At 55.7% G+C, this 21,594-nt stretch carries 16 protein-coding genes, 1 pseudogene and 1 riboswitch; of the genes and pseudogenes, 16 read left to right on the top strand and 1 reads right to left on the bottom strand.

Annotated elements, in window-relative coordinates:
• Nucleotides 1–33: 33 nt before the first annotated feature.
• Nucleotides 34–1,665, top strand: a complete 1,632-nt coding sequence (locus tag ABD76_RS17085) for an extracellular solute-binding protein (protein ID WP_197258430.1) — start codon at nt 34–36, stop codon at nt 1,663–1,665.
• A gap of 86 nt (nt 1,666–1,751) precedes the next feature.
• Here ABD76_RS17085 and ABD76_RS17090 read toward each other — a convergent pair whose 3' ends face one another.
• Nucleotides 1,752–2,663, bottom strand: a complete 912-nt coding sequence (locus ABD76_RS17090; protein ID WP_197258431.1) for a serine hydrolase domain-containing protein — start codon at nt 2,661–2,663, stop codon at nt 1,752–1,754.
• Between the two features lie 579 nt (nt 2,664–3,242).
• On the opposite strand from ABD76_RS17090, the gene ABD76_RS17095 reads away from it, so the two are divergent.
• From ABD76_RS17095 to ABD76_RS17165, 15 genes and pseudogenes are all read left to right on the top strand, one after another.
• Nucleotides 3,243–4,115 carry an ABC transporter permease gene (locus tag ABD76_RS17095; RefSeq protein ID WP_242069615.1) on the top strand — a complete coding sequence of 291 codons (873 nt, stop codon included), beginning with the start codon at nt 3,243–3,245 and terminating at the stop codon, nt 4,113–4,115.
• Between the two features lie 16 nt (nt 4,116–4,131).
• The gene (locus tag ABD76_RS17100; RefSeq protein ID WP_197258433.1) at nt 4,132–5,037 is read left to right on the top strand and encodes a carbohydrate ABC transporter permease; all 906 of its coding nucleotides are present in this window, start codon (nt 4,132–4,134) and stop codon (nt 5,035–5,037) included.
• 63 nt (nt 5,038–5,100) lie between these two features.
• Nucleotides 5,101–6,693: an extracellular solute-binding protein gene (locus tag ABD76_RS17105; RefSeq protein ID WP_197258434.1), complete on the top strand. Its 1,593-nt coding sequence runs from the start codon at nt 5,101–5,103 to the stop codon at nt 6,691–6,693.
• A gap of 338 nt (nt 6,694–7,031) precedes the next feature.
• Nucleotides 7,032–8,978 (top strand): glycoside hydrolase family 3 N-terminal domain-containing protein, encoded by a 1,947-nt coding sequence (locus ABD76_RS17110; protein WP_197258435.1) that lies wholly within the window; start codon nt 7,032–7,034, stop codon nt 8,976–8,978.
• A gap of 111 nt (nt 8,979–9,089) precedes the next feature.
• Nucleotides 9,090–12,452, top strand: coding sequence for a GH36-type glycosyl hydrolase domain-containing protein (locus ABD76_RS17115; RefSeq protein ID WP_197258436.1), 3,363 nt, complete (start codon nt 9,090–9,092; stop codon nt 12,450–12,452).
• Nucleotides 12,453–12,544: 92 nt separating this feature from the next.
• Complete coding sequence (locus ABD76_RS17120) at nt 12,545–13,510, top strand: substrate-binding domain-containing protein (protein WP_197258437.1); 966 nt, start codon at nt 12,545–12,547, stop codon at nt 13,508–13,510.
• Between the two features lie 193 nt (nt 13,511–13,703).
• Nucleotides 13,704–14,234, top strand: a complete 531-nt coding sequence (locus tag ABD76_RS17125) for a hypothetical protein (RefSeq protein ID WP_197258438.1) — start codon at nt 13,704–13,706, stop codon at nt 14,232–14,234.
• Complete coding sequence (locus ABD76_RS17130; protein ID WP_197258439.1) at nt 14,234–14,407, top strand: hypothetical protein; 174 nt, start codon at nt 14,234–14,236, stop codon at nt 14,405–14,407. Before ABD76_RS17125 ends, ABD76_RS17130 begins: the two co-directional genes overlap by 1 nt.
• A 186-nt stretch (nt 14,408–14,593) precedes the next feature.
• Nucleotides 14,594–14,866: a hypothetical protein gene (locus ABD76_RS17135; RefSeq protein ID WP_197258440.1), complete on the top strand. Its 273-nt coding sequence runs from the start codon at nt 14,594–14,596 to the stop codon at nt 14,864–14,866.
• Nucleotides 14,867–15,125: 259 nt separating this feature from the next.
• Complete coding sequence (locus tag ABD76_RS17140; RefSeq protein WP_338125129.1) at nt 15,126–16,049, top strand: ABC transporter permease; 924 nt, start codon at nt 15,126–15,128, stop codon at nt 16,047–16,049.
• 35 nt (nt 16,050–16,084) lie between these two features.
• Nucleotides 16,085–16,975, top strand: a complete 891-nt coding sequence (locus ABD76_RS17145; RefSeq protein ID WP_197258441.1) for a carbohydrate ABC transporter permease — start codon at nt 16,085–16,087, stop codon at nt 16,973–16,975.
• A gap of 125 nt (nt 16,976–17,100) precedes the next feature.
• Nucleotides 17,101–18,347 (top strand): annotated as a pseudogene (locus ABD76_RS17150) (extracellular solute-binding protein); the annotation flags it as partial.
• Nucleotides 18,348–18,450: 103 nt separating this feature from the next.
• On the top strand, nt 18,451–18,732 hold the full coding sequence (locus ABD76_RS17155; protein ID WP_242069616.1) for a helix-turn-helix transcriptional regulator: 282 nt from the start codon (nt 18,451–18,453) through the stop codon (nt 18,730–18,732).
• A 56-nt stretch (nt 18,733–18,788) separates the two neighbouring features.
• Nucleotides 18,789–20,327, top strand: a complete 1,539-nt coding sequence (guaA, locus tag ABD76_RS17160; protein ID WP_197258443.1) for a glutamine-hydrolyzing GMP synthase — start codon at nt 18,789–18,791, stop codon at nt 20,325–20,327.
• Between the two features lie 282 nt (nt 20,328–20,609).
• A complete protein-coding gene (locus ABD76_RS17165) occupies nt 20,610–21,290 on the top strand; it encodes a stalk domain-containing protein (RefSeq protein WP_197258444.1) in 681 nt (226 codons plus the stop codon).
• Between the two features lie 199 nt (nt 21,291–21,489).
• Nucleotides 21,490–21,590: riboswitch (purine riboswitch) on the top strand.
• Nucleotides 21,591–21,594: the final 4 nt, after the last annotated feature.

Raw genomic sequence — 21,594 nt, forward strand, 5'->3', positions numbered from 1 at the left:
AATGATAGACCAATAGCAAAAGGGGGAAATGCGGTGAAATCTAAAAAATGGCTGATGACGACGATGAGCCTGCTGCTGAGCTTCTCGCTGGTGATTACGGCATGCGGGGGAAGCGGCGGCAGAGGAGGAGCCGATGCCGGCAATCTCGACGAGCGGCTCGCCAAGATGAACATGGAAGGGATGCCGATCGCCAAGGAAAAGATGACGATGTCCGGCTTCGCCGCAAAGTTCTATGCTTCGGCGGACTGGAGCAAGCTGATGCTCTGGGAAGAATACGAGAAGATGACCAATATTCATATCGACTGGGAGACCGTGCAGGTCGACAGCTTGAAGGAGAAGCGCAACATCAAGCTGGCCGGCGGCGACTATCCCGAGATTTTCTTCGCCTCCGCCTTCGGCAAGAGCGATCTGATCAAGTACGGAAGCCAGGGCACCTTCCTGCGGCTGAACGAGCTGATCGACGAGTATGCCCCGAATTTCAAGGCGTTGATGGAGAAATACCCGATTGTGAAGCAGGGCATTACGATGCCGGACGGCAGCATTTACGGACTGCCGACCGTGTTCGACCCGGACTTCAAGTCGCTCTTCTACGGGACGCCGTGGATGAAGAAGGAATGGCTCGACAAGCTGGGGCTGAAGCCGCCGACCAATCTGGAGGAGCTGCATGCGGTGCTGAAGGCGATCAAGGACGGCGACCCGAACGGCAACGGGAAAAAGGATGAAATCCCGTGGGGGTCCCGGGGCGTCTGGATTATGATCAACTTCCTGAAGGGCTCGTTCGGGCTGAACAAGAACGGGACGGCGAATCCGAACGTCGACCTCGATCCGGAGACCGGCAAGCTCCGGTTCGTGCCGGCGACGAAGCAGTACAAGGAGCTGCTGGAATATGTCGCGAAGCTGCACGCCGACGGGCTGTTCGATCCGGAGACGTTCACGATGAAGGACACCGACCTTACGTCCAAGGCGACGGCCGGCGTGTACGGGTTCCTGGACGGCGTCAATCCGGAGGCCGTTTACAATCAGGAGGGCTATGTCGGCATGCCGGTGCTGGAAGGCCCTTACGGCGACAAGACCGCGACCAACATCGGATCGCCGCTGGGCAATATCGGCATGTTCGTGCTGACGGACAAAGCGAAAAATCCGGAGGCCGCCATACGCTGGATGGATCATTTCTACAGCGATGAAGGGGTCAAAATGTTCTTCATGGGCTTCGAAGGCGTGACGTACAAAGTGAATGACAAGGGCGAATACGAGTATCTGGATGCGATTACGAACCATCCGGACGGCTTGAACCTGGATCAGGCGGTCAGCCAATATCTTACCTGGCCGGGCGGATATTATCCGGGCATGGTGATGCAGAAGTACTTCAAGGGGGCGGAAGGGCTGCCATCGTCGGTCAAGAACGCCGAGGAGGCGGAGCCGCGCTCGATTCCGATGAGCGAGGTCTGGCCGGCCTTCAACTTCACGCCGGAGGAGCAGGATGAGCTGACGACCATTCAGACGGATATTCATACGTATGTCGATGAGATGCGCGATAAGTTCGCTTCAGGCGCGGTCGGATTCGACCAATGGGACAATTATGTGCAGCAGCTGGAGAAGATGAATCTGAAGCGTTATCTGGAGATTTACCAGGCGGCCTATGAGCGTTATGTGAAAGCGAAATAATTGCCTTGATTCCGAATCGAAGCCCCGTGCCGATCAGTCCGGCACGGGGCTTGCTGTTGCAGGAAGCGGTGATGAAACGGTGACGATTACAGCAGCGGCAGAATCTCGTCCCAGACCGCATCGAGGATGCTTTGCATATCCCCCTCGTTGCTGTTGATGGCGATCGCCGCATCGCGGCCGGGGATTACGATGCAGAACTGCCCGTGCGCGCCGTCGGCCCGATAAGCGTCATGCGTGCACATCCAGAACTGGCAGCCATAGCCCTGGCTCCAGTCGATGCTGCCCTCATTGTCGATATGCTTGCGCGTGGCGAACGCAATCCATTCCGCGGGGATGAGCTGTTCGCCTTCCCAGGCGCCCCGCTGCAGCAGCAGCTGTCCGAAGCGGCTCAGCTCCTCGTTGCTGATGCGCAGCCCCGCGCATCCGAGCGTGACGCCGAGCGGGGACGTGTCCCATTCGACGCGCTCCATCCCGAGCGGCTCGAACAAGCGCGGAGTCAGAAATTGATGGACCGTCTCGCCTACGGCGGCTTGCACCATCGCCGAAATCATGAAGGTGTCGCCGCTGCTGTAGGTGAACCGCTCGCCGGGCGGGCGGTCCAGCGGCAGCGACATATAATATTTGGCCCAGTCCTTCTCCTGCAGCGACTTTCTCTCGTCGGCCCACAGCGGCGGAGCGTCATGGCCGGAGGACATCCGCAGCAGATCGTACAACCGGATGCGGCCGGGCTCAAGGGCAGGAGCGTCCGCCATTCCTTCCCGCACATGCTGCGGAAACACATCCCCCAGCGTCGTCTCCAATGTCAGCTTCCCTTCCTCGATTGCCAGTCCGACCGCCATGCAGGTGAATGATTTGCTGACCGAATGCTGTACGCGGCGGATATCTTCGCCCGCATCCCAGTGCGCGGCCAGACGGCCGCCTTGCCGCACCCGCGCCGAGAGCACGTTTAATTTTTTTTCGGTTACCCGCTGTACGAAACCGGTTAAGATATGAGACATTATCCAGTCCTTCTTTCCCTTTGGATTTCGAAATGATGCAGAGAGGAACGCCAGCAGGAAGAGCGGTGTCTCCTTATGTAAATCGTAATAGAAACGTTTCCGTAATAAAGCGCTAAGCTGTTATTTATCATATTACAATCGCTTTCATACCATGTCAACGAGCAGGGGGTAAGCGCTTTCTTGCGACCTATTACATCAATATAAGGAGATATATAGATAAAATGGAACAAGAATGATTATACTTCAACTTTTGATCTATGATTTAGTCGAAACGATTCGAAAAATCGCTTTCACAGGGGCAAGGCGCCCCAATGGCAGCCTGATTCCCAGGCGCGAACCCGCTGCAAGAGGCGAATTCTATGTTTTTAAACTTTTGAAAATGAAAGGGATTACATATGGCGCATGTAACGATAGACACCGGCTCAACGACATTGCGAATGACAACGAACACCTGTGTGAGGACAAGAACGAGGGAGAGAGAGGAGATGCAATTTGAAAGCCACCGCTTTAGATCCAGACGGACATGGGAAAGGACATTCGAAATTCGGAAGCCTGCTTACGCAAATATGGAAGAACAGAATGGTATATACGCTGCTTCTTCCCGGGTTGATCTGGCTGCTGCTGTTCGCCTACTTGCCGATGGGCGGCCTCTCGCTCGCCTTCAAGGATTACAAGGCGAATCTCGGAATCTGGGGCAGCCCGTGGGTCGGGTTCGAAAATTTCAAGTACGTGTTTCGCGATCCGGCGTTCATCGATGCCTTATGGAGAACGCTGTACATCAATATTATTAAGCTGGTCATTCAGTTCCCGTTCCCGATTTTGCTCGCTCTGATGCTGAACGAGCTGCGGATGCGGCGGACGAAAAAAATCTTCCAGACGGTCTTTACGTTCCCTCATTTCCTGTCCTGGATTATCGTATCCGGGGTCGTCATCAATGTGCTGGCGTATGACGGGCTCGTGAACAGCGCCCTGGCGCTGCTTGGCCTGCCGACGATCAACTTCCTCGGCTCGGTGGAGATGTTCGTTCCGATGCTGCTGCTTACGGACATTTGGAAGTCGACCGGATGGGGCGCAATCATCTATTTGGCCGCGATATCCGGGATCGACCAGGATCAATACGAGTCGGCCCAGATCGACGGCGCGTCGCGCATGCAGCAGATGTTCCGGATTACGCTGCCGAACATTTTGCCTACCGTCACCATCATGTTCATTTTGTCGGTGGGCGGCCTGATGTCGTCGGGCTTCGATCAGATTTTCAATCTGGCGAACGCGGCGACGAAGAACGTGTCGGAAGTATTGGATGTGTATATTTACCGCATTACGTTCCAGTCTTCGACGGACTTCTCGTTTTCCACCGCGGTCAGCCTGTTCCGTTCTCTCATTAATATGATTCTGCTGCTTCTGGCGGACAGGGTGGCCAAAATGCTGGGCGGAGACGGTCTGTTCCGATAAGAGAGGGGTGCAAGGGATGAGCAAGACAGCTGCCAAGAAGCAGCATAAGTTCCGCATAGGAAAAATGACGGCGCTCGATTACGTGATTTTCTTCCTGCTGCTGATATTCGCCTTATTGATTTTGATTCCGTTCTGGAATGTGATTATGATTTCCTTCTCGACGCCGAAGGAATATGCCGATAATCCGCTGATGATGTTCCCGAGAAATCCGACCTTGGCTTCCTACAAGGCTTTGTTCGAGGACGGAAGCATTTTGACGGGGTACTGGAATACGCTTAAGCTGCTTATCGTAGGCTTGCCGCTCAGCCTGTTCCTGACGAGCAGCATGGCCTACGCGCTCAGCAGAAGCAAGTTCCCGGGCAAGAAGATTATCTTCTTCCTCGTGCTGTTCACGATGATCTTCAACGGCGGCATCGTGCCGCTCTATCTGATTATGAAATCGCTCCATCTGACAGGCACGCTGTGGTCCGTCATCCTGGCAGGCAGCTTCAGCGCCTTCAACATGATATTGATGATGAACTACTTCCAGAGCCTGCCTGAATCGCTGATGGAATCGGCAAGATTGGACGGAGCGGGCGAATGGAGAATCCTGTTCTCCGTCGTCCTGCCGCTGGCGGCGCCGATTATGGCGACCATTACGCTCTTCTACGGCGTCGCCTACTGGAACAGCTGGTACGACGCGATGATTTTCCTGCGCAAGGCGGATCAGCTCCCGCTGCAGAACGTATTGCGAACGATCATTGTCGAATCGCAAACCAACGCCTCGAACGCTTCCAGCGTCGATGCGGTCGGCAAGCAAGCTTTTTCAACGGGGATGAAAATGGCTGCGGTCTTCGTGACGATGGTGCCGATTATGTGCTTCTTCCCGATGCTGCAAAAGCATTTCGCAAAAGGGGTGTTAACAGGGGCTATCAAGACCTGATTCATACGTATAGAGGTAGCTGGATTTTTCAATAAAAATCTAAAATCACGGGGGAGACATGAAATGGAAACGAACAAAAAGCTGTCGGTAAAATCTGTTCTGGCCATCGCCTTATGCGTGGTCATGCTGATGGTGACTGCTTGCTCGAAGCAGGAGGCGCAAGGCGGCAATGAGAAGGATGGCGACGGAAGCTACAAGGACAAGCTGACCATTTCCGTGGCGAGCACGATTCAGCTCAAAGACGGCCAGCTCGACAATGAGTTCCACAAGTTCTGGATGGACAAGTTCAACATCGACTGGGACTACAACTTCATCGAATGGGATTCCTGGGGCGAGAAGCTGCGGCTGTGGATCAACTCCGGCGACCTGCCTGACGTCGCGACCTGGAACTACATTCACGGCGATGCGATGAACTATATCGACCAAGGGCTTCTCTACAAGTTCCCGGATGACTGGAAGGAACGCTGGCCGAACGTGGCCGCGGCTTACAAGCTGACGGGCCTGGGCGAGAAGCTGGAAGAGCTGACAGGCGGCACCTATATCCTGCCGCGGCCGGTCTACTACGAGAATAAGCCTGCCGATCCCCTCGTCAACCAGATCGGCGTTATCGCGATGCGCAAGGACTGGGCGGAAGCGGTCGGCTTCGAATTGAAGGACGTATACACGACCAGCGAGCTGATGGAGTTCGCCAAGCTGGTGAAGGAGAAGGATCCGGGCAAGGTCGGATCGAACCTGGTGCCGATCTCTTATAACGCCGGCGATGCGCTGACGAATATCATCATGCCGAACAGCGAGCACTCCCGCGTCGAGTCCGCGTTCTACAAAGGCGAGGACGGCAAATACCATTGGGGGCCTGCCGATCCGGAAACGCTGACCGGTCTGAAGCTGATGCAGAAGGCATACAAAGAAGGGCTGCTTAATCCGGAGTTCTATACGTGGAAGAACAGCGAAGGCAGCGACAATTTCCGGGTGAAGGGCACCGCCGCGATTACGAGCCTTGGCGGTCTGGCATCGTACAGACAAGACGTGGATAAGGCCATGAAGAAAAATCTCGGCGTGGAGAGCGACGATGTCGTTCACACCGCGATCGTGCTTGGCGACGACGGCAAATACCGCAACCTGGAGCAAGTCAATTTCTGGTCCGCGCTTATTTTCTCGCCGAACATTAGCGAGGAGAAATTCGAGCGCATCATGGACCTGCTCGACTATTCGACGTCCAAAGAAGGACAAATGCTGCTCAACATGGGCTTCGAAGGCAAGGATTGGAAGTATGGCGACAACCAAGAACTCGTCAGCCTGCTGCCGGAAGGCACGTCTCTGGAAGACAAATATCCAAGCCGCTTCGAGGGGCTGTACCTTTTGGGCGACGACTTCAGCATGATCAACCCGGCGATCAAGAAGGAGTACCGCGACAGAGCGATCCTTCACTATCAGAACAAAGCCAAGCTCGGCAAAGAAGGCGGCAAGCTGGCCGAGTACGATCGGACGGTTCAACTGTACGATTCCAAAGCGAAAAATCAGGCGACCTTCAACTATGAGTCGGAATACACGAACCTGATTCTGCAAAACGGCGATCTGGAAGCGAACTGGAAGAAATGGGTGGACAGCAAAATGCCGCTTGTCCAACCGGTTCTGGATGAACTGAACAAACAATAAGAAATACGCATGTAGCTGCAAGTGAAGTTGGCCTGAGGCGTTCGCCAGCGGTCCGAGTCGATGGAACCCGGTATGCAGGATAGTCCCATGCAGCCGGGTTCTTCGCTTCACCGTCCAGCTCTTCTGAATGAGGAATGTGCATAACTCCGCGGCGGAGGGTTCCCCTCGCCGCATGAACGGGATCGCTGGACGCCGATGATCGTATCTCTATCATTCCGGTTATGCATGTTCCTGAGAAAGGAGAAGGAATCTGCCAGTGATTCAAGGTTGAACACCGATTACACTCTGGAAGCAAAAATGAACACGTCCTTATATAAGGAAGCAATGGAGGAACGAATATGGACAATCAGCAGTTAACCGCCCTGCTGCGGCAAATGACGTTGGAAGAGAAAGTCGCGCAATTGCTGCAGCTTACGGCTCATTTTCATGAAGGCGCAGCGAGTGAAGGACAAGTTACCGGTCCAATGGAAGAGATGGGAATCACGGAATCGATGGTCACCGCCAGCGGATCCGTGCTCGGACTGTCGGGCGCGCAAGCGGTCATTGACGTGCAGAGATCCTATTTAAGCAAAAGCCGGCTCGGCATTCCGCTGCTGTTCATGGCGGATGTCGTGCACGGGTTCAAGACGATATTTCCGATTCCGCTCGCGATCGGCTGCTCCTGGGACGTGGACCTGGCGGAGAAGAGCGCGGCGGTGGCCGCCAAAGAATCGGCGGCGGCGGGCATCCATGTCACCTTCGCGCCGATGGTGGATCTCGTGCGCGATCCGCGTTGGGGAAGAGTGATGGAGACGACCGGGGAAGATCCGTATCTGAACAGCCTCTTCGCGCGCGCATTCGTTCGCGGCTACCAGGGCGGCAATCTGAAGGAGGACACCGGCCGCCTCGCGGCCTGCGTCAAGCATTTCGCCGCTTACGGCGCGCCGGAGGGCGGACGCGACTACAATACAGTCGACATGTCGGAGCGCCAGCTGCGCGAATCATATTTGCCGGCCTACCAAGCGGCACTGGACGAGGGCTGCGAAATGGTGATGACCTCCTTCAACACCGTCGACGGCATTCCGGCCACCGGAAATGAGAAGCTGATGCGCGGCATCCTGCGCGAGGAATGGGGCTTCGACGGCGTCGTCATCTCCGACTGGGCGTCGATTCGGGAAATGATCGCCCACGGCGCGGCCGAGGATGATCGCGAAGCGGCGTACCGGGCCATTCGCGCGGGCGTCGATATCGAGATGATGACCCCGTGCTATGTCCGGCATCTGCCGGAGCTCGTGCGGAGCGGTCTGGTCGACGAAGGGCTCATTGACGAAGCCGTGCTCCGGATTTTGCGGTTGAAGGAGAAGCTGGGGCTGTTCGACAATCCGCTGCGCGGGGCGGATCCGGAGCGGGAACGCGAGGTGCTCTTCTGCGAAGAGCATCGACAGGTGTCCTACGAGCTGGCGGCCAAATCATGCGTGCTGCTCAAAAACGACGGCGTGCTTCCGCTGCGGCCGGGGGCCAAGGCGGCGCTTATCGGGCCGTTCGCCAACAGCGAAGATATTCTGGGCTGGTGGTCCTGCGTCGGCGTGAAGGAAGACGCCGTCAAGCTGGGCGACGCCCTGGCCGAGCGGATGCAGGACGGGCTGCTGGAGATCGTGCCCGGCTGCGGCATCGGCCGCATGACGCCGGAGCAATGCGAGGCGGCGCTGGCCGCGGCCCGGGGCGCCGATATCGTCGTGCTGGCTCTCGGCGAGGAATCCGCCATGAGCGGAGAAGGCGGCTCCCGGACGGACATTCGTCTGCCGGAAGCGCAGCTTGAGCTGGTGAAGCGGGTGAATACCGGACGGCCTATCGATCCGGCCAAGACGGAAGAACGCTATGTGTCGAAGTATATCGACTGCCCGAATGAGCCGCTGCTTCCGTTCGGCTTCGGCTTGTCCTATACGACGTTCGAATACGGCGAGGTAACGCTCTCCGGCAGCGAGATGACGCCGGAGCAGCCGCTCCGCGTGAGCGTCCGGGTGACGAACACGGGCACAAGAGACGGGGTGGAGACGGTGCAGCTCTATATCCGCGATGTCGCCGGCGACGTCGTTCGTCCGGTTCGCGAGCTGAAGGGCTATGCGAAGGTGGAGCTGGCGCCGGGCGAGAGCGAGACCGTGACCTTTACCGTGACCGAGGAGCAGCTGCGGTACCATCATTCCGATCTCCGCTGCGCCAGCGATCCGGGGACGTTCCGCGTCTATGTCGGGCCGAACAGCCGGGACACGGCGGAGCAGACGTTCAAGCTGGTCCGGTCCAACTGACGGAGCCTGCCGTCCGCTTTCCATATTTAATGGAGAATTAGATATTTTCGCAATATTCGCAATAGATGAAACGCAATTGACGATGCAAGAGCTGGGAGGAATGACACACACATGACAACGATAGCGGCATCCAAGACGTCCAAACTTGAGGTTCTAGCCGGCGATCTGCGCTTTACCTTTTGGGAGAGCGGGGATCTGTACCAGGCCGTAAGCGGCCGGACAATGATCAATCAACTGATGGCAAGCCCGCTTGACGGGTCCTTGAACAACCTGTATCTCCGGATTCATGGGGAATCCGGCATCCGGTCCTGCCCGCTGCTCGGCGTTCATTCCGGGAGCTCGGTTCGCGCCGGCGAAGGCCGTCTCGTCTGGGAGGGCGCGGCCGAAGGCGTCGCGTATCGGGTGACGTTCGCGCCGACGAAGCAGGGCGTCTGGTTCTGGGACGTCGAGGCGCGCGGTGACGGCGTAGTGATCGACGTCATCTACGGCCAGGATATCGGCGTCGCCGATCCCGGCGCCGTGCGCAACAATGAAGCGTATCTGTCGCAATATATCGACCACGTCGTATTCGAGGACGAGGCGAAGGGGTATGTCGTCTGCTCGCGCCAGAACCAGCCGCAGGGCGGGGCGTTCCCGTACGTTCAGCAGGGCGCGCTGACCGGCGCGGCCGGATTTTCGACGGACGGGTTCCAATTTTTCGGCCGCTCCTATAAGGAGACCAATGTCCCGGCAGCCCTAAGCCAAGCCAAGCTGGCCAATGCTATCTATCAGTACGAATTCGCTTATACGGCGCTTCAATCGCAGCCGGTGCGGCTCAGCGGGGAAGCCCGCTTCGTATTCTATGGCCTCTTCAAGCCGGATCATGCGGCCGCCGTGACGGAGCTGGAATATGGCGATGAGGTACAAGCGGCCTGGGAGGTCTATCTTGCCGCCGCAGACGCGGCGTCGCCGCTGCGCGAGCTGCCTCCGGTCCGCCTGAAGCCGGCGATTGGCGAGCCGCTTCGCACCCTCTCCTTGAAGGAGGAGGAAGTGAAGGCGCGGTTCCCCCGAACTCGCCAGGAGGAGCGCGACGGGCAAGGGCGGCTGCTGGCCTTCTTCACGGACACGTATGAGCATATCGTGCTAAAGGAGAAGGAACTGCTTGTCGAGCGCCCGCACGGGCATATTTTGATGAGCGGCCGCAGCGTGAAGCTGGGCGCCGAAGTCCTGACGACCACTTCCTATATGTACGGGCTGTTCAATTCCCATGTGGTGGTCGGGAACACGAATTTCAACAAAATGATGAGCAACGCCCGCAATCCCCTCAACGTGCCGAAGACGGCCGGGCAGCGCATTTACGTGGAACGGGAAGGCACATACCGGCTGCTGACGATGCCATCGCTGTTCGAACTCGGATTCAACTATGCACGGTGGTATTACAAGACGGAAGACGACATGTTTATCATTACGAACTTCACGGCGGCGGATTCGCCGGAGGTGCGCCTGCATGTGCGCGCGGAGAGCGGCAAGCCGTACCGTTATCTCGTGACCAATCAGGTCACGATGCATGTCAATGAGTATGAACTGCCGGTGCAGATGGCCAATGACCAGGGCAAGCTGATTTTCTCCGCGGATCCCGCTTCGCTTAGCGCGGGCGTCTACCCGAAGCTGCAGTACCGCATGTGGGTGGATGGCGCGGATGTCGCTGTCGGCGACGAGACGGCGCTGGCCGACGGCATCCGTCCCGGCGACGCTTCCCTCGTGACGCTGGAGCTGGGCGCGAGCCCGGAATGGACGCTGACGATTCAAGGGCGGCTGGACGGAGAGGAGCCTGCCCGGGCTTCGCGCGGCATGGAGGAAGAGATTGCGGACTACCGCGAATTTTTCAGAGAGACGATGAACGGATTCCGGCTGTCGCGCGGCGGCGAGAGCGCGGAGGAGCTTTTCAAGGTGAACGCCCTCGCTTGGTGGTACACGCATAACATGCTTGTCCACTATGCGGTTCCGCATGGGCTGGAGCAGTATGGCGGCGCGGCCTGGGGAACCCGGGACGTGTGTCAGGGACCGGTCGAATATTTCATGGCGACGCAGAAATACGAGCAGGTGCGGGATATTTTGAAGATGGTCTATTCCCATCAATATGAAGACGACGGCAACTGGCCGCAATGGTTCATGTTCGACAACTATTTCGCCATCCAGCAGGAGGAGAGCCACGGCGACATTATTGTCTGGCCGCTGAAAGTTTTGGGAGATTATTTGACGGCTACCCGGGATTACAGTATTTTGGAGGAAAAGGTTCCCTATACCATCAAGCGCCGGTTCGATTTCACCGAGCGGACGGCGACGATACTGGAGCATGCGGCCAAGGAAATCGATTATATCCGCACTCATTTCTTGCATGATACGTACCTGTCCTCGTACGGAGACGGGGACTGGGACGACACGCTCCAGCCGGCGAATGCGCAGCTGAAGAAGTATATGGTCAGCAGCTGGACCGTCGCGCTGACGTACCAGGCGCTGAACCAGCTCTCTCGCGCGCTGCTTCCGGCGGATCAAGCGCTTGCGGCCGAGCTGCGGGAGATGGCGTCCGGCATCGAGCGGGACTACAACCGGTATATGCTGGACACGAAGGTGATTCCGGGCTTCCTCTATATGGAGGATCCGGAGCATGTGAAGCGGATGCTGCATCCGACGGATACGGACACCGGCATCCAATTCCGGCTGCTGCCGATGACGCGCAGCATTATCGCGGAATTGGTCGAGCCGGAGCAGGCCGAGGCCAATTACCGCCTCATTAAGGACAAGCTGTTCTTCCCGGACGGCGTCCGTCTGATGAACCGTCCGGCCCAATACGCGGGCGGCGTGAGCACGCATTTCAAGCGGGCGGAACAGGCGGCCAACTTCGGACGCGAGGTCGGGCTGCAATATGTGCATGCACATATCCGCTATGTGGAAGCGATGGCGAAGCTGGGACATGCGGACGATGTATGGAACGGATTGGAGATGATTAATCCGGTCGGCATTCATGAGGTCGTGCCGAACGCGGAGCTCCGCCAGAGCAATGCCTACTTCAGCAGCTCCGACGGCAAATTCAATACGAGATACGAGGCGCAGGCCCGTATCGACGCGCTGCGCGGAGGGGAGATTCCGGTGAAGGGAGGCTGGAGAATCTACTCCAGCGGACCGGGAATCTATATGAACCAGCTCATCTCCAACGCGCTTGGCATCCGGCAGGACAACGGCGATCTCGTGATCGATCCGGTGCTTCCGGCCGGGTTGGACGGGATGCGGTTCGACTTCCGCTTCGCCGGGGCGAAGGTGACCTTTATTTATCGCATTGCGGATGGAGCGGTCAGCCGTGTCGTGATGAACGGGAAGCCGCTGAATGCCGATCGGGTATCCAATCCGTATCGCCAGGGCGGCCTGCGCGTGGCGAAGGATGTCTTTGAGGCCGAGATGAAGCCGGATCGGAACGTAGTCGAGATCTTTATGTAGTGGCGGCGCTGCCGATGCTACAATAGGTTTAACATTACCGTTCATTATTGATGCATTGAAGGACTGGTGAACCAACGGAGGAGCGAGGACAAGTGGTTAGTATCAAGGATATCGCTAAAAAAGCCGGAGTTTCGATTTCAACGGTATCTTATGCTCTTAACGGCAGCAGTAAAGTGACGGACGAGACAAGCGCTAAAATTTTGGCGATTGCCAGAGAACTGAACTATGTGCCCAATGCTGCCGCAAGAACATTGAAGAAGAGGGAGTCCAGGATTGTAGGCGTGTTCTTAACGGACTTCAAGGGGGATGTATACGGAGAGCTTCTCGACGGAATGAAGGAAGTCTGCAACGCGCAGGGCTATGATCTGATCGTGTGCAGCGGCAAGCAGTCCCATCGCATGCTCCCCGAGCGGATGATCGACGGCGCCATTATTTTGGACCAGACATTCTCAAGCGAAGAACTGATTCAATACGCGGACCGCAATCACCGCATCGTCGTGCTGGACCGGGAGCTGGATCATCCGAATATCAATCAGGTGCTGCTGGACAACAAGGCGGGAGCGACGCTGGCGACGGAATATTTGGTTGAGCGGGGTCATAAGAAAATTTATGTCGTGACAGGCCCCGAGGGCTCGTACGATTCCAATCAGCGGATGAAGGCCGTGAAGCTGGTCGCGAACCGGGCCGAGGATGTGGAATGGATCGAGATTCCGGGCAATTTCAAGAAAAGCGGCGGGGAGCGTGCCGCAGAGCAAATTATCCAGGAATATACGGGGCCGGCCGCCGTCTTCTGCCTCAATGACGACATGGCGATCGGACTGTGCGACCGGCTGGCCGATACCGAGTACCGGATCGGCGAGCATATCCATGTCATCGGCTTCGACAATATCGAGCTGACGCGTTACATGCAGCCGCGTCTCGCCACGATCGATTATTCCAAGCATAAATGGGGCGCGCTGGCCGCGGAGCAGCTCATCAAAATTATTTCCGGGGAAAAGGTCGAGCATGAACGGATTTACGTGACGCTTGTGGAAGGGGAGTCCGTCGGCAGGGGATGATGGGGTTCTGTGAGTGTGAGGCAGGCAAAGATACGATGAAAAGGATTGTTACGAAAAAGATGTTTTCTGATTCAAATTGGTAGATTTGAACCCGAATCAAGTAGGGAGAAACGAGGAAGCACCTGATGATAAGCTCTTGGCTTATCATCAGGTGCTTCCTTTTTATGTTATACTAAAGGGAGGAACCGCGAAAATGAATCGTGAGAAAATTGAAGCGCTCATTGACGAACTGACCCCATGTTTAATTCACAGGGAAACTGGCGAGGAATATAAGACGAACATTGAACCGTTGAAGTATTCCGACCTCAAGCAATTGACGGAGAAGCAAGGTTGGGTTAATTTCGATTGGAAGAAGGAATACTGTGCACCGAACCGCCTTGTTTACAAGCTGATGGTTGTTGGTTCCGATGAAATTCAGGGACTTGTCAGCTTAGAGGTTGCACAGGGTTATATCGACGTTTTCCTTGTCGAAAGTGCTCCATGGAATATTGGGTCTGCTTCCCAGGTTTTTATTGGGGTAGGGGCTCATTTATTCGCTTTTGCTTGTAAGGTCAGTTTTGAACGTGGATTTGAGGGAGTAATCGCGTTTACCTCAAAGACTAAACTGTTTAAACACTATCAAGAGAAGTTGGGAGCAGCAAGGATTGATGGGCATTTGATGACCATAGAGACTAGCGCGGCCAAAAAATTGGTAAACCAATACTTCGGGGAGGGTGATTCATAATGACCAGTGATAGCAAAGAAATGGTGGATGTTTTTGAAAAACTGTCTGAGGCGGGAAATGGAGTTCTCGCAATCCCCCCGCAAAACAAAGAGGAGCGTAAAGAGCGCGATCGACTCATGCAAGAGTATCTTCGTAGACGGATTTCGGACAAAATCATAGCCCAGCGGAAGTAATCACTTTGGATCAGATAAAAAATATTGCCCCTGCATGGTACATGGGAGGTCCGGCATTCGTGCCGGATCTTTTTAATATGGGTATAAGGATATGCTGCATTCCTCTATATTCTTCATTTTGGTATCATTGTAAATGACTGCTGCAACTGTCCGGTGAAAAGTTTGAATCAGGGGGGAGGCAGGATCTTGCCTGCTGCGCGAAATAGATATGTCATTGTCAAATATCTGATTATTGTCGGGGTTATTCTCTTAGGAGGGGCAGCGATTTTTAGCAAAGAGAACAAATCGATGTATATGGGCATGATGCTGAACTGCATCTCTCTCGGCGTTATCAATGAGGGAATTATTCTGCGGCTCAAGAAAGAAAACAAAGCAAGGGAAATCTCATGTTACATTGCTGGCACATTTGCATTTGTTGTTGCATGGCTTATTTTGCTCGACCTCTTACACGGGTTTTGATTATGCCCCGGAGGCAGGTTGCGATTTCGTTCGCGGCCTGCTTTTTTCTTTTCCCCTTCCCCAGATCCGAAAAACCAGCCCCTCAATACGAAATATGAGCCCTTATGGACGATAGGAATCCGATTTACAATAGCAATTGAGGGTTGAAAGTGCTTACAACAAACAGGCCTGAGGCCAAAGAGAGGAGGTCGACATCATAGAAACGCGTGCTTTCGTTGAATCGCCCGCTTCGGGGACGGAAAGGCATCTCGCACCCGAGATTCCCCCCTCACGTTGGCGCCAATGGCTGAAAAAGCTTGGGGCCCAGAGAACACTGCAGTTGATGGCGCTCCTGGGCGTGGCATGGATGATTGTGTTCAACTATATCCCGATGTACGGCATTATCATTGCCTTCAAAAATTTTAACATCGTTCGGCCGATCGCCGAAGCGCCCTGGGTCGGACTGGATCATTTCCGGGAGTTCCTGGAGAACGACGATCTGTGGAATGTCCTATCCAACACGCTCGGCATCAGCTTGCTCAAGCTGCTGATCGGCTTCCCGCTGCCGATTCTATTCGCCTTGTTCCTGAACGAGCTGCGCTCGTTCCGTTTCAAGCGGGCCGTGCAGACGATCTCTTATTTGCCCCATTTCCTGTCGTGGGTCATTTTGGGGGGCATCCTGGCGACCTGGCTGTCCGATGTCGGGGTGATCAACAACATTTTGCTCGGGTTGAAGCTAATCCGGGAGCCAGCGAACTTCCTGGCGGAGCCGGATTATTTCTGGTCGATTCTTATCGCCTCCGACATTTGGAAGGAGCTCGGCTGGTCCGCGATTATTTATTTGGCGGCCATTTCCGGCGTCTCGCCGGAATTGTATGAGGCCGCGACCATCGACGGCGCGGGGCGCTTTCAGAAGATGCGGTACGTCACTCTGCCGGGCATCAAAGCAACGATTGCGATCCTGCTTATTCTCGCCGTCAGCGGCGTGCTCAATTCCAACTTCGAGCAGATTCTGGTGCTGCGCAACTCGCTGAACGAGAGCGCCAGCAATGTGATCGACATTTTCGTCTACCAGACCGGCATCGTGTCCGGGCGGTACTCCTATGCGACAGCGGTCAATCTGATGAAGTCGGTTGTTGCCTTCTTCCTGCTGCTGCTGGCGAATTATGCTTCGCGCAAAATCAATGACACTTCTTTATTCTAGCGACACATTCCCGTGACAGAAGGCGGTGAAAATCCATGTCATCTCCACGCGCGCCGCGGCGGGCCGGCGAGAAGGCGTTCGACGCGGTCAATATCGTCATGATGCTGTTCATCTGCTTCCTGACGCTGTATCCGATCTGGTATGTGCTCGTCAATTCGTTCAATGACGGCACCGATGCGATGCGGGGCGGCATCTATTGGTGGCCGCGCCAATTCAGCGTCTCGAACTATGCCGCCGTCTTCTCGAATCCCGGCATTATGCAGGCGATGCTCATAACGGTGGCCAAGACGGTCATCGGCACGGCCACGCATGTCTTTTTTACGGCGATGGTCGCCTATGCGTTCTCCCGCAAAGATCTGATCGGCGGCAAGATCTATATTTTGCTCGGGACGTTCACCATGTTTTTCAGCAGCGGGCTGATTCCTTACTACTTATGGATTCGCGACATCGGGCTGCTGGACAACTTCCTGGTCTATATCATTCCGGCGATGTTCAATTTTTTTCATCTGATTATCTTCATGACGTTCTTCCGGGAGATTCCGGCCGGGCTTCAAGAAGCGGCCAAGATAGACGGGGCGGGCGATTTCTCGATCTTCGTTCGCGTCGTCCTCACGGTCTCGATGCCGGTCATCGCGACGATCGCGCTCTTTCAGGGCGTCTATCAATGGAATGATTACTTCACCGGCATGATCTACATGAACCATACCGATCTGCAGCCGATTCAGACCTTCCTGTACCGCGTCGTCGCCCAAGCCTCCTCGAACCAGATGCTGGCGGCGGCTCCGAGCGGCATCACGAAGACGGTCACCTCGCAATCGCTGAAGCTGGCGACGATGGTCGTGACGACGCTGCCGATCGTCATCGTGTATCCGTTCCTGCAGAAGTATTTCGTCAAGGGGTTCATGATCGGCTCGATTAAGGGCTGAACCGGCGGCTAGAGCTGAATCAACGACTAATCAACGATGAAAGCTGAATCAACCAATAGGCAGAGGCCGTGCAGGACCCGGTTTTTTGAACAAGTACGATATTTTGAAAAAAAGGGGTAGATACAATGCGCAAGCGCGGCAGTCGACTTCTGTTATGGGTGAGCATCCTGGCGATGGCGCTGACGGTTCTGGGCGGCTGCGCCTCCAAGGGGCCGGACACGGCCGATCAGGGCAGCGGCGCGCCGAAGGAGGGGCAGGCGGCGGATCAGAAGCTGTCTCCGGATGAACCGGGCTGGAGGCGGACACTTCGCCGATTACGTTCGACTGGTACTTGAACTTCTCCTGGTTCCCGAACAAATGGGGGGTTGATCCGACATCTCAATATATTACGAAAAAAACCGGGGTCGACATCAACTTCATCGTGCCGGCAGGCAATGAGAACGAGAAGCTGAACACGATGATCGCCTCCGGCAAGCTTCCCGACTTCATCACGCTCGGCTGGTGGGAGGATGCCGTCAAGCTGATGGTCGATGGCGGCCTTGTCCTGCCGCTGGACGAACTGGCGGAGCAGTATGATCCGTACTTCCTGAAGGCGGCCGACCCGGCGAAGCTGTCCTGGTACCGCCAGCCGGACGGCAAGACATACGTCTATCCGAACGCGTCATCCTCGCCGAAGGACTTCCAGAAGTTCGGGGATCAATATGTATCGAACCAGACCTTCGTCGTGCGCAAAGACATGTATGAAGCGCTCGGCAAGCCGGACATGCGGACGCCGGAAGGCTTCCTGAACGCCCTGAAGGCGGCGAAGGAGAAGTTCCCGGAAGTCAACGGACAGCCGCTGATTCCGATCGGGGTTCATGAATTCACGGAATTCGGCAATTACACGTTCGAAGGGTATTTGCAGAACTTCCTGGCCATTCCGATGGAGAAGGACGGCAAGCTGTACGACCGCACCTCCGATCCGGAATATACGGCCTGGCTGAAGACGTTCCGCCAGGCGAACGAGATGGGGCTGCTCGCGAAGGATATCTTCATCGACAAGCGGCCGCAGATGGAAGAGAAGATCGCGCAGGGCCGCTACTTCGCGATGATGTACCAGCGCTCTGACTTCGCCGCGCAGGAAGCGGCCTTGTACGAGAAGGATCCGGACTCGGTCTATATCGCGATCGACGGCCCGGCCAATTCCAAGCTGGATCCGCCGACCTTGTCCGGCCCGGCCATCTCCGGATGGACGGTGACGCTCATCTCGAAGGATGTGAAGGATAAGGCACGCGCCATCCGCTTTCTCAGCTATCTCATCAGCGAGGAAGGGCAGAAGGATATGTTCCTGGGCGAGAAGGGCGTCACCTACGATACGATTGACGGCAAGGAGCCGCTATGTGTCCGACGTGCGCCGGGCGCATTCGGAGCGGGAAGAGATGAAGGAGGCGATCCGCTATATTCGGGAACACTACGGCCAGCCGCTGACGATGGCGATGGTGTCGAATCATGTCTCGCTCAGCTATACGTATTTCAGCGAGGCGTTCAAACTGCATACCGGAGACAGCTTCGTGAACTATGTCAAAAAGGTGCGGCTGGAGGAAGCGAAGCGGATGCTGGCGGAGACGGACCGCAAAATTGCGGACATCAGCCGCCGCGTCGGATACGAGCATGTCAAGCAATTTACCCGCGTTTTTAAGGAGTTGGAAGGAATTACTCCGCACGAATATCGCGCGAAACAAAAAAGTGAGCGCTTTCGCGGCGGCATTGCGGATTGACTCGGCTTTTGTCGGTTCGTTATAATTATGAGCAATATGGTTTGGGAGGCACGGCAATGACAAAGCCACATGAAATGATCGTCGTCCTTGATTTCGGAGGACAGTACAACCAGCTTATCGCGCGCCGTATTCGGGACTTGGGGGTATACAGCGAGCTCATTCCTTACAATACCCCCGTGGACAAGATCAAGGAACTGAACCCGAAAGGGATCGTGTTCTCCGGCGGCCCTGCCAGCGTATACGAGGAGAACTCGCCGCTGGTGGATGAGGGCGTCTATGAATTGGGCGTTCCGATTCTCGGCATATGCTATGGAATGCAGATGATGTCCCATCAATTGAAAGGCAAGGTCGAACGCGCAGGCAAGCGCGAATACGGCAAGGCCGAAGTCGTCTTCCAGCCGGGATGCGGCCTTGTCGGCAACCTCGAGCCGAACCAGACGGTATGGATGAGCCATACGGATCTGGTCGTCGAGCTGCCGGAAGGCTTCCGCGTCGATGCCGGCACGGAGCATGCGCCGATTGCGGCCATGAGCCACCCGGAGAAGCGCTTCTATGCGGTGCAATTCCATCCGGAAGTGCGCCATTCGGTACATGGCAACGAGATGATCAAAAACTTCCTGTATGAGGTGTGCGGCTGTCACGGCGACTGGACAATGGAATCGTTCATCGAGGAGAAGGTTCGCGAGATTCGCGAGACGGTCGGCGACAAGAAGGTGCTGTGCGCCTTGAGCGGCGGGGTCGATTCCTCTGTCGTCGCGGCTCTGATTCACCGCGCCATCGGCGATCAGCTGACGTGCATGTTCATCGATCACGGCCTGCTCCGCAAGGATGAAGCCGAAGGCGTCATGGAGACGTTCGTCGGCAAGTTCGACATGCATGTGGTCAAGATCGACGCGCGCGAGCGCTTCTTGGGCAAGCTGGCCGGCGTATCCGATCCGGAGCGGAAGCGGAAGATTATCGGCAATGAGTTCATCTATTGCTTCGATGAAGAGTCGGCGAAGCTGGGCGAGTTCGATTTCCTGGCGCAGGGCACGCTGTACACCGATATCGTAGAGAGCGGAACGGCGACCGCGCAGACGATCAAGTCTCACCACAATGTGGGCGGCTTGCCGGAAGATATGAAGTTCAAGCTGATCGAGCCGTTGAACGCGTTGTTCAAGGACGAAGTGCGCAAGGTCGGCGAAGAGTTGGGCCTGCCGCGCGCCATCGTATGGCGCCAGCCGTTCCCGGGACCGGGGCTCGCGATTCGCGTGCTTGGCGAAGTGACGGAGGAGAAGCTGAAGATCGTTCGCGAATCGGATGCGATTCTGCGTGACGAGATTGCCAAGGCGGGACTCGATAACGAGATTTGGCAATATTTCACCGCGTTGCCGGACATGAAGAGCGTCGGCGTCATGGGTGACGCCCGTACGTATTCGTACACGGTCGGCATTCGTGCGGTTACGTCCATTGACGGCATGACCGCCGATTGGGCGCGCATTCCGTGGGATATTCTCGAGAAAATCTCGGTCCGGATCGTGAACGAGGTCGACAACGTCAACCGGATTGTCTACGACATCACGTCGAAGCCGCCGGCGACTATCGAGTGGGAGTAAGAGGCAGGCAAGGCAATGGCATACGCCTTCGTTCCATGTGGAACGAAGGCTTTTTTTCCATTTTCGTGCGGAAATGGGATGCTTCCTGGTTCGAGAAGAATGCTTCAGAGGTTGGAGTCAGAGATGGCGCGCACCGCCGATTGGAGCATTTTCCTATGACTGCGGAACCAGATTATTAGCTAAGAATTGAAGCAAATTGCGCCCAACGATATGCTGAGAAGGATACATATGGATAACAAAAAGGGAATTCGGAAAACGAATTGACAAGGGAGGCCTCATGTTATGAAAAAGACAGCAATAGTGACGATTACGGCGGCTGCGATGGCGTTCGGCGTTGTCGCCGGCGTCAGCGCCGCACCGGTATTGGAGAAGATTAGCGCGCAGCTCAACTGGTCCATCAAGTTCCAGGTGAACGGCAAGGAATGGAAGGCCCAGGACAGCGCCGGCAATAAGCTGGCGCCGATTATGTACGGCGGAACCACCTATCTTCCGGTGAGGGCGGTAGCCGATGCGCTGGGCACGGCCGTCGAGTATGATGCCAAGAACCAGATGATTTATCTGGGTGAGAAATCAACCACGGTACCGATCATTTCCGAAAAGATCAAGCTCAGCTACTCCGCGATGTCGACGAAAGACAAGCAATATACGGTACAGGGCGGAGTCGATTACGGTTCGGGCGTCGTGCTCGATGATCTGAACTCGGCGGAGAAGTCGTTCGAGCTCCAGCCGCAGAATAAATATCAGAAGCTGGACTTGAAAGTATTCGTGCTCGATGTAGAAGGCGAAATCAATGTCAAAGTATACGACGACAACGATACGGTGCTCAAGCATGTCAAGCTGTCGGGACAGGACAAAGTCCAGGATATCTCCGTGGATATCGGCGGAATGAAGAGCATCCGGATCGAAGGCAAGACGCCTGTATTCGACAAAGGCAAAATTTTTGTAACGGGAACTTATCGATAAGCTTATTATGAACGGCTCCCCAGGGCTTCTTGCCAGGGGCGTGCTTTTAGCGGAAGCGAACGTTCTTGTCGCGGTGGCGGCAAGGGCGTTTTTATTTACACCCGTTCACATAAAAACACGAACAAATTATATTGTTGGCATATTAATGTTCGGATTTACCGTTGACAAAATTCGAGTGCAAGCTTTACAATGAGTACGTAACCTCATACGTGCTCTTTTTCGTATAATCCCGGGAATTGGCCCGGGAGTTTCTACGAGATCACCGTAAATGATCTGGCTACGAAGGATTTTGGCACCGGACTGC

It is taken from the genome of Paenibacillus dendritiformis (genome assembly GCF_015845845.1).
Lineage (GTDB): Bacteria > Bacillota > Bacilli > Paenibacillales > Paenibacillaceae > Paenibacillus_B > Paenibacillus_B dendritiformis_C.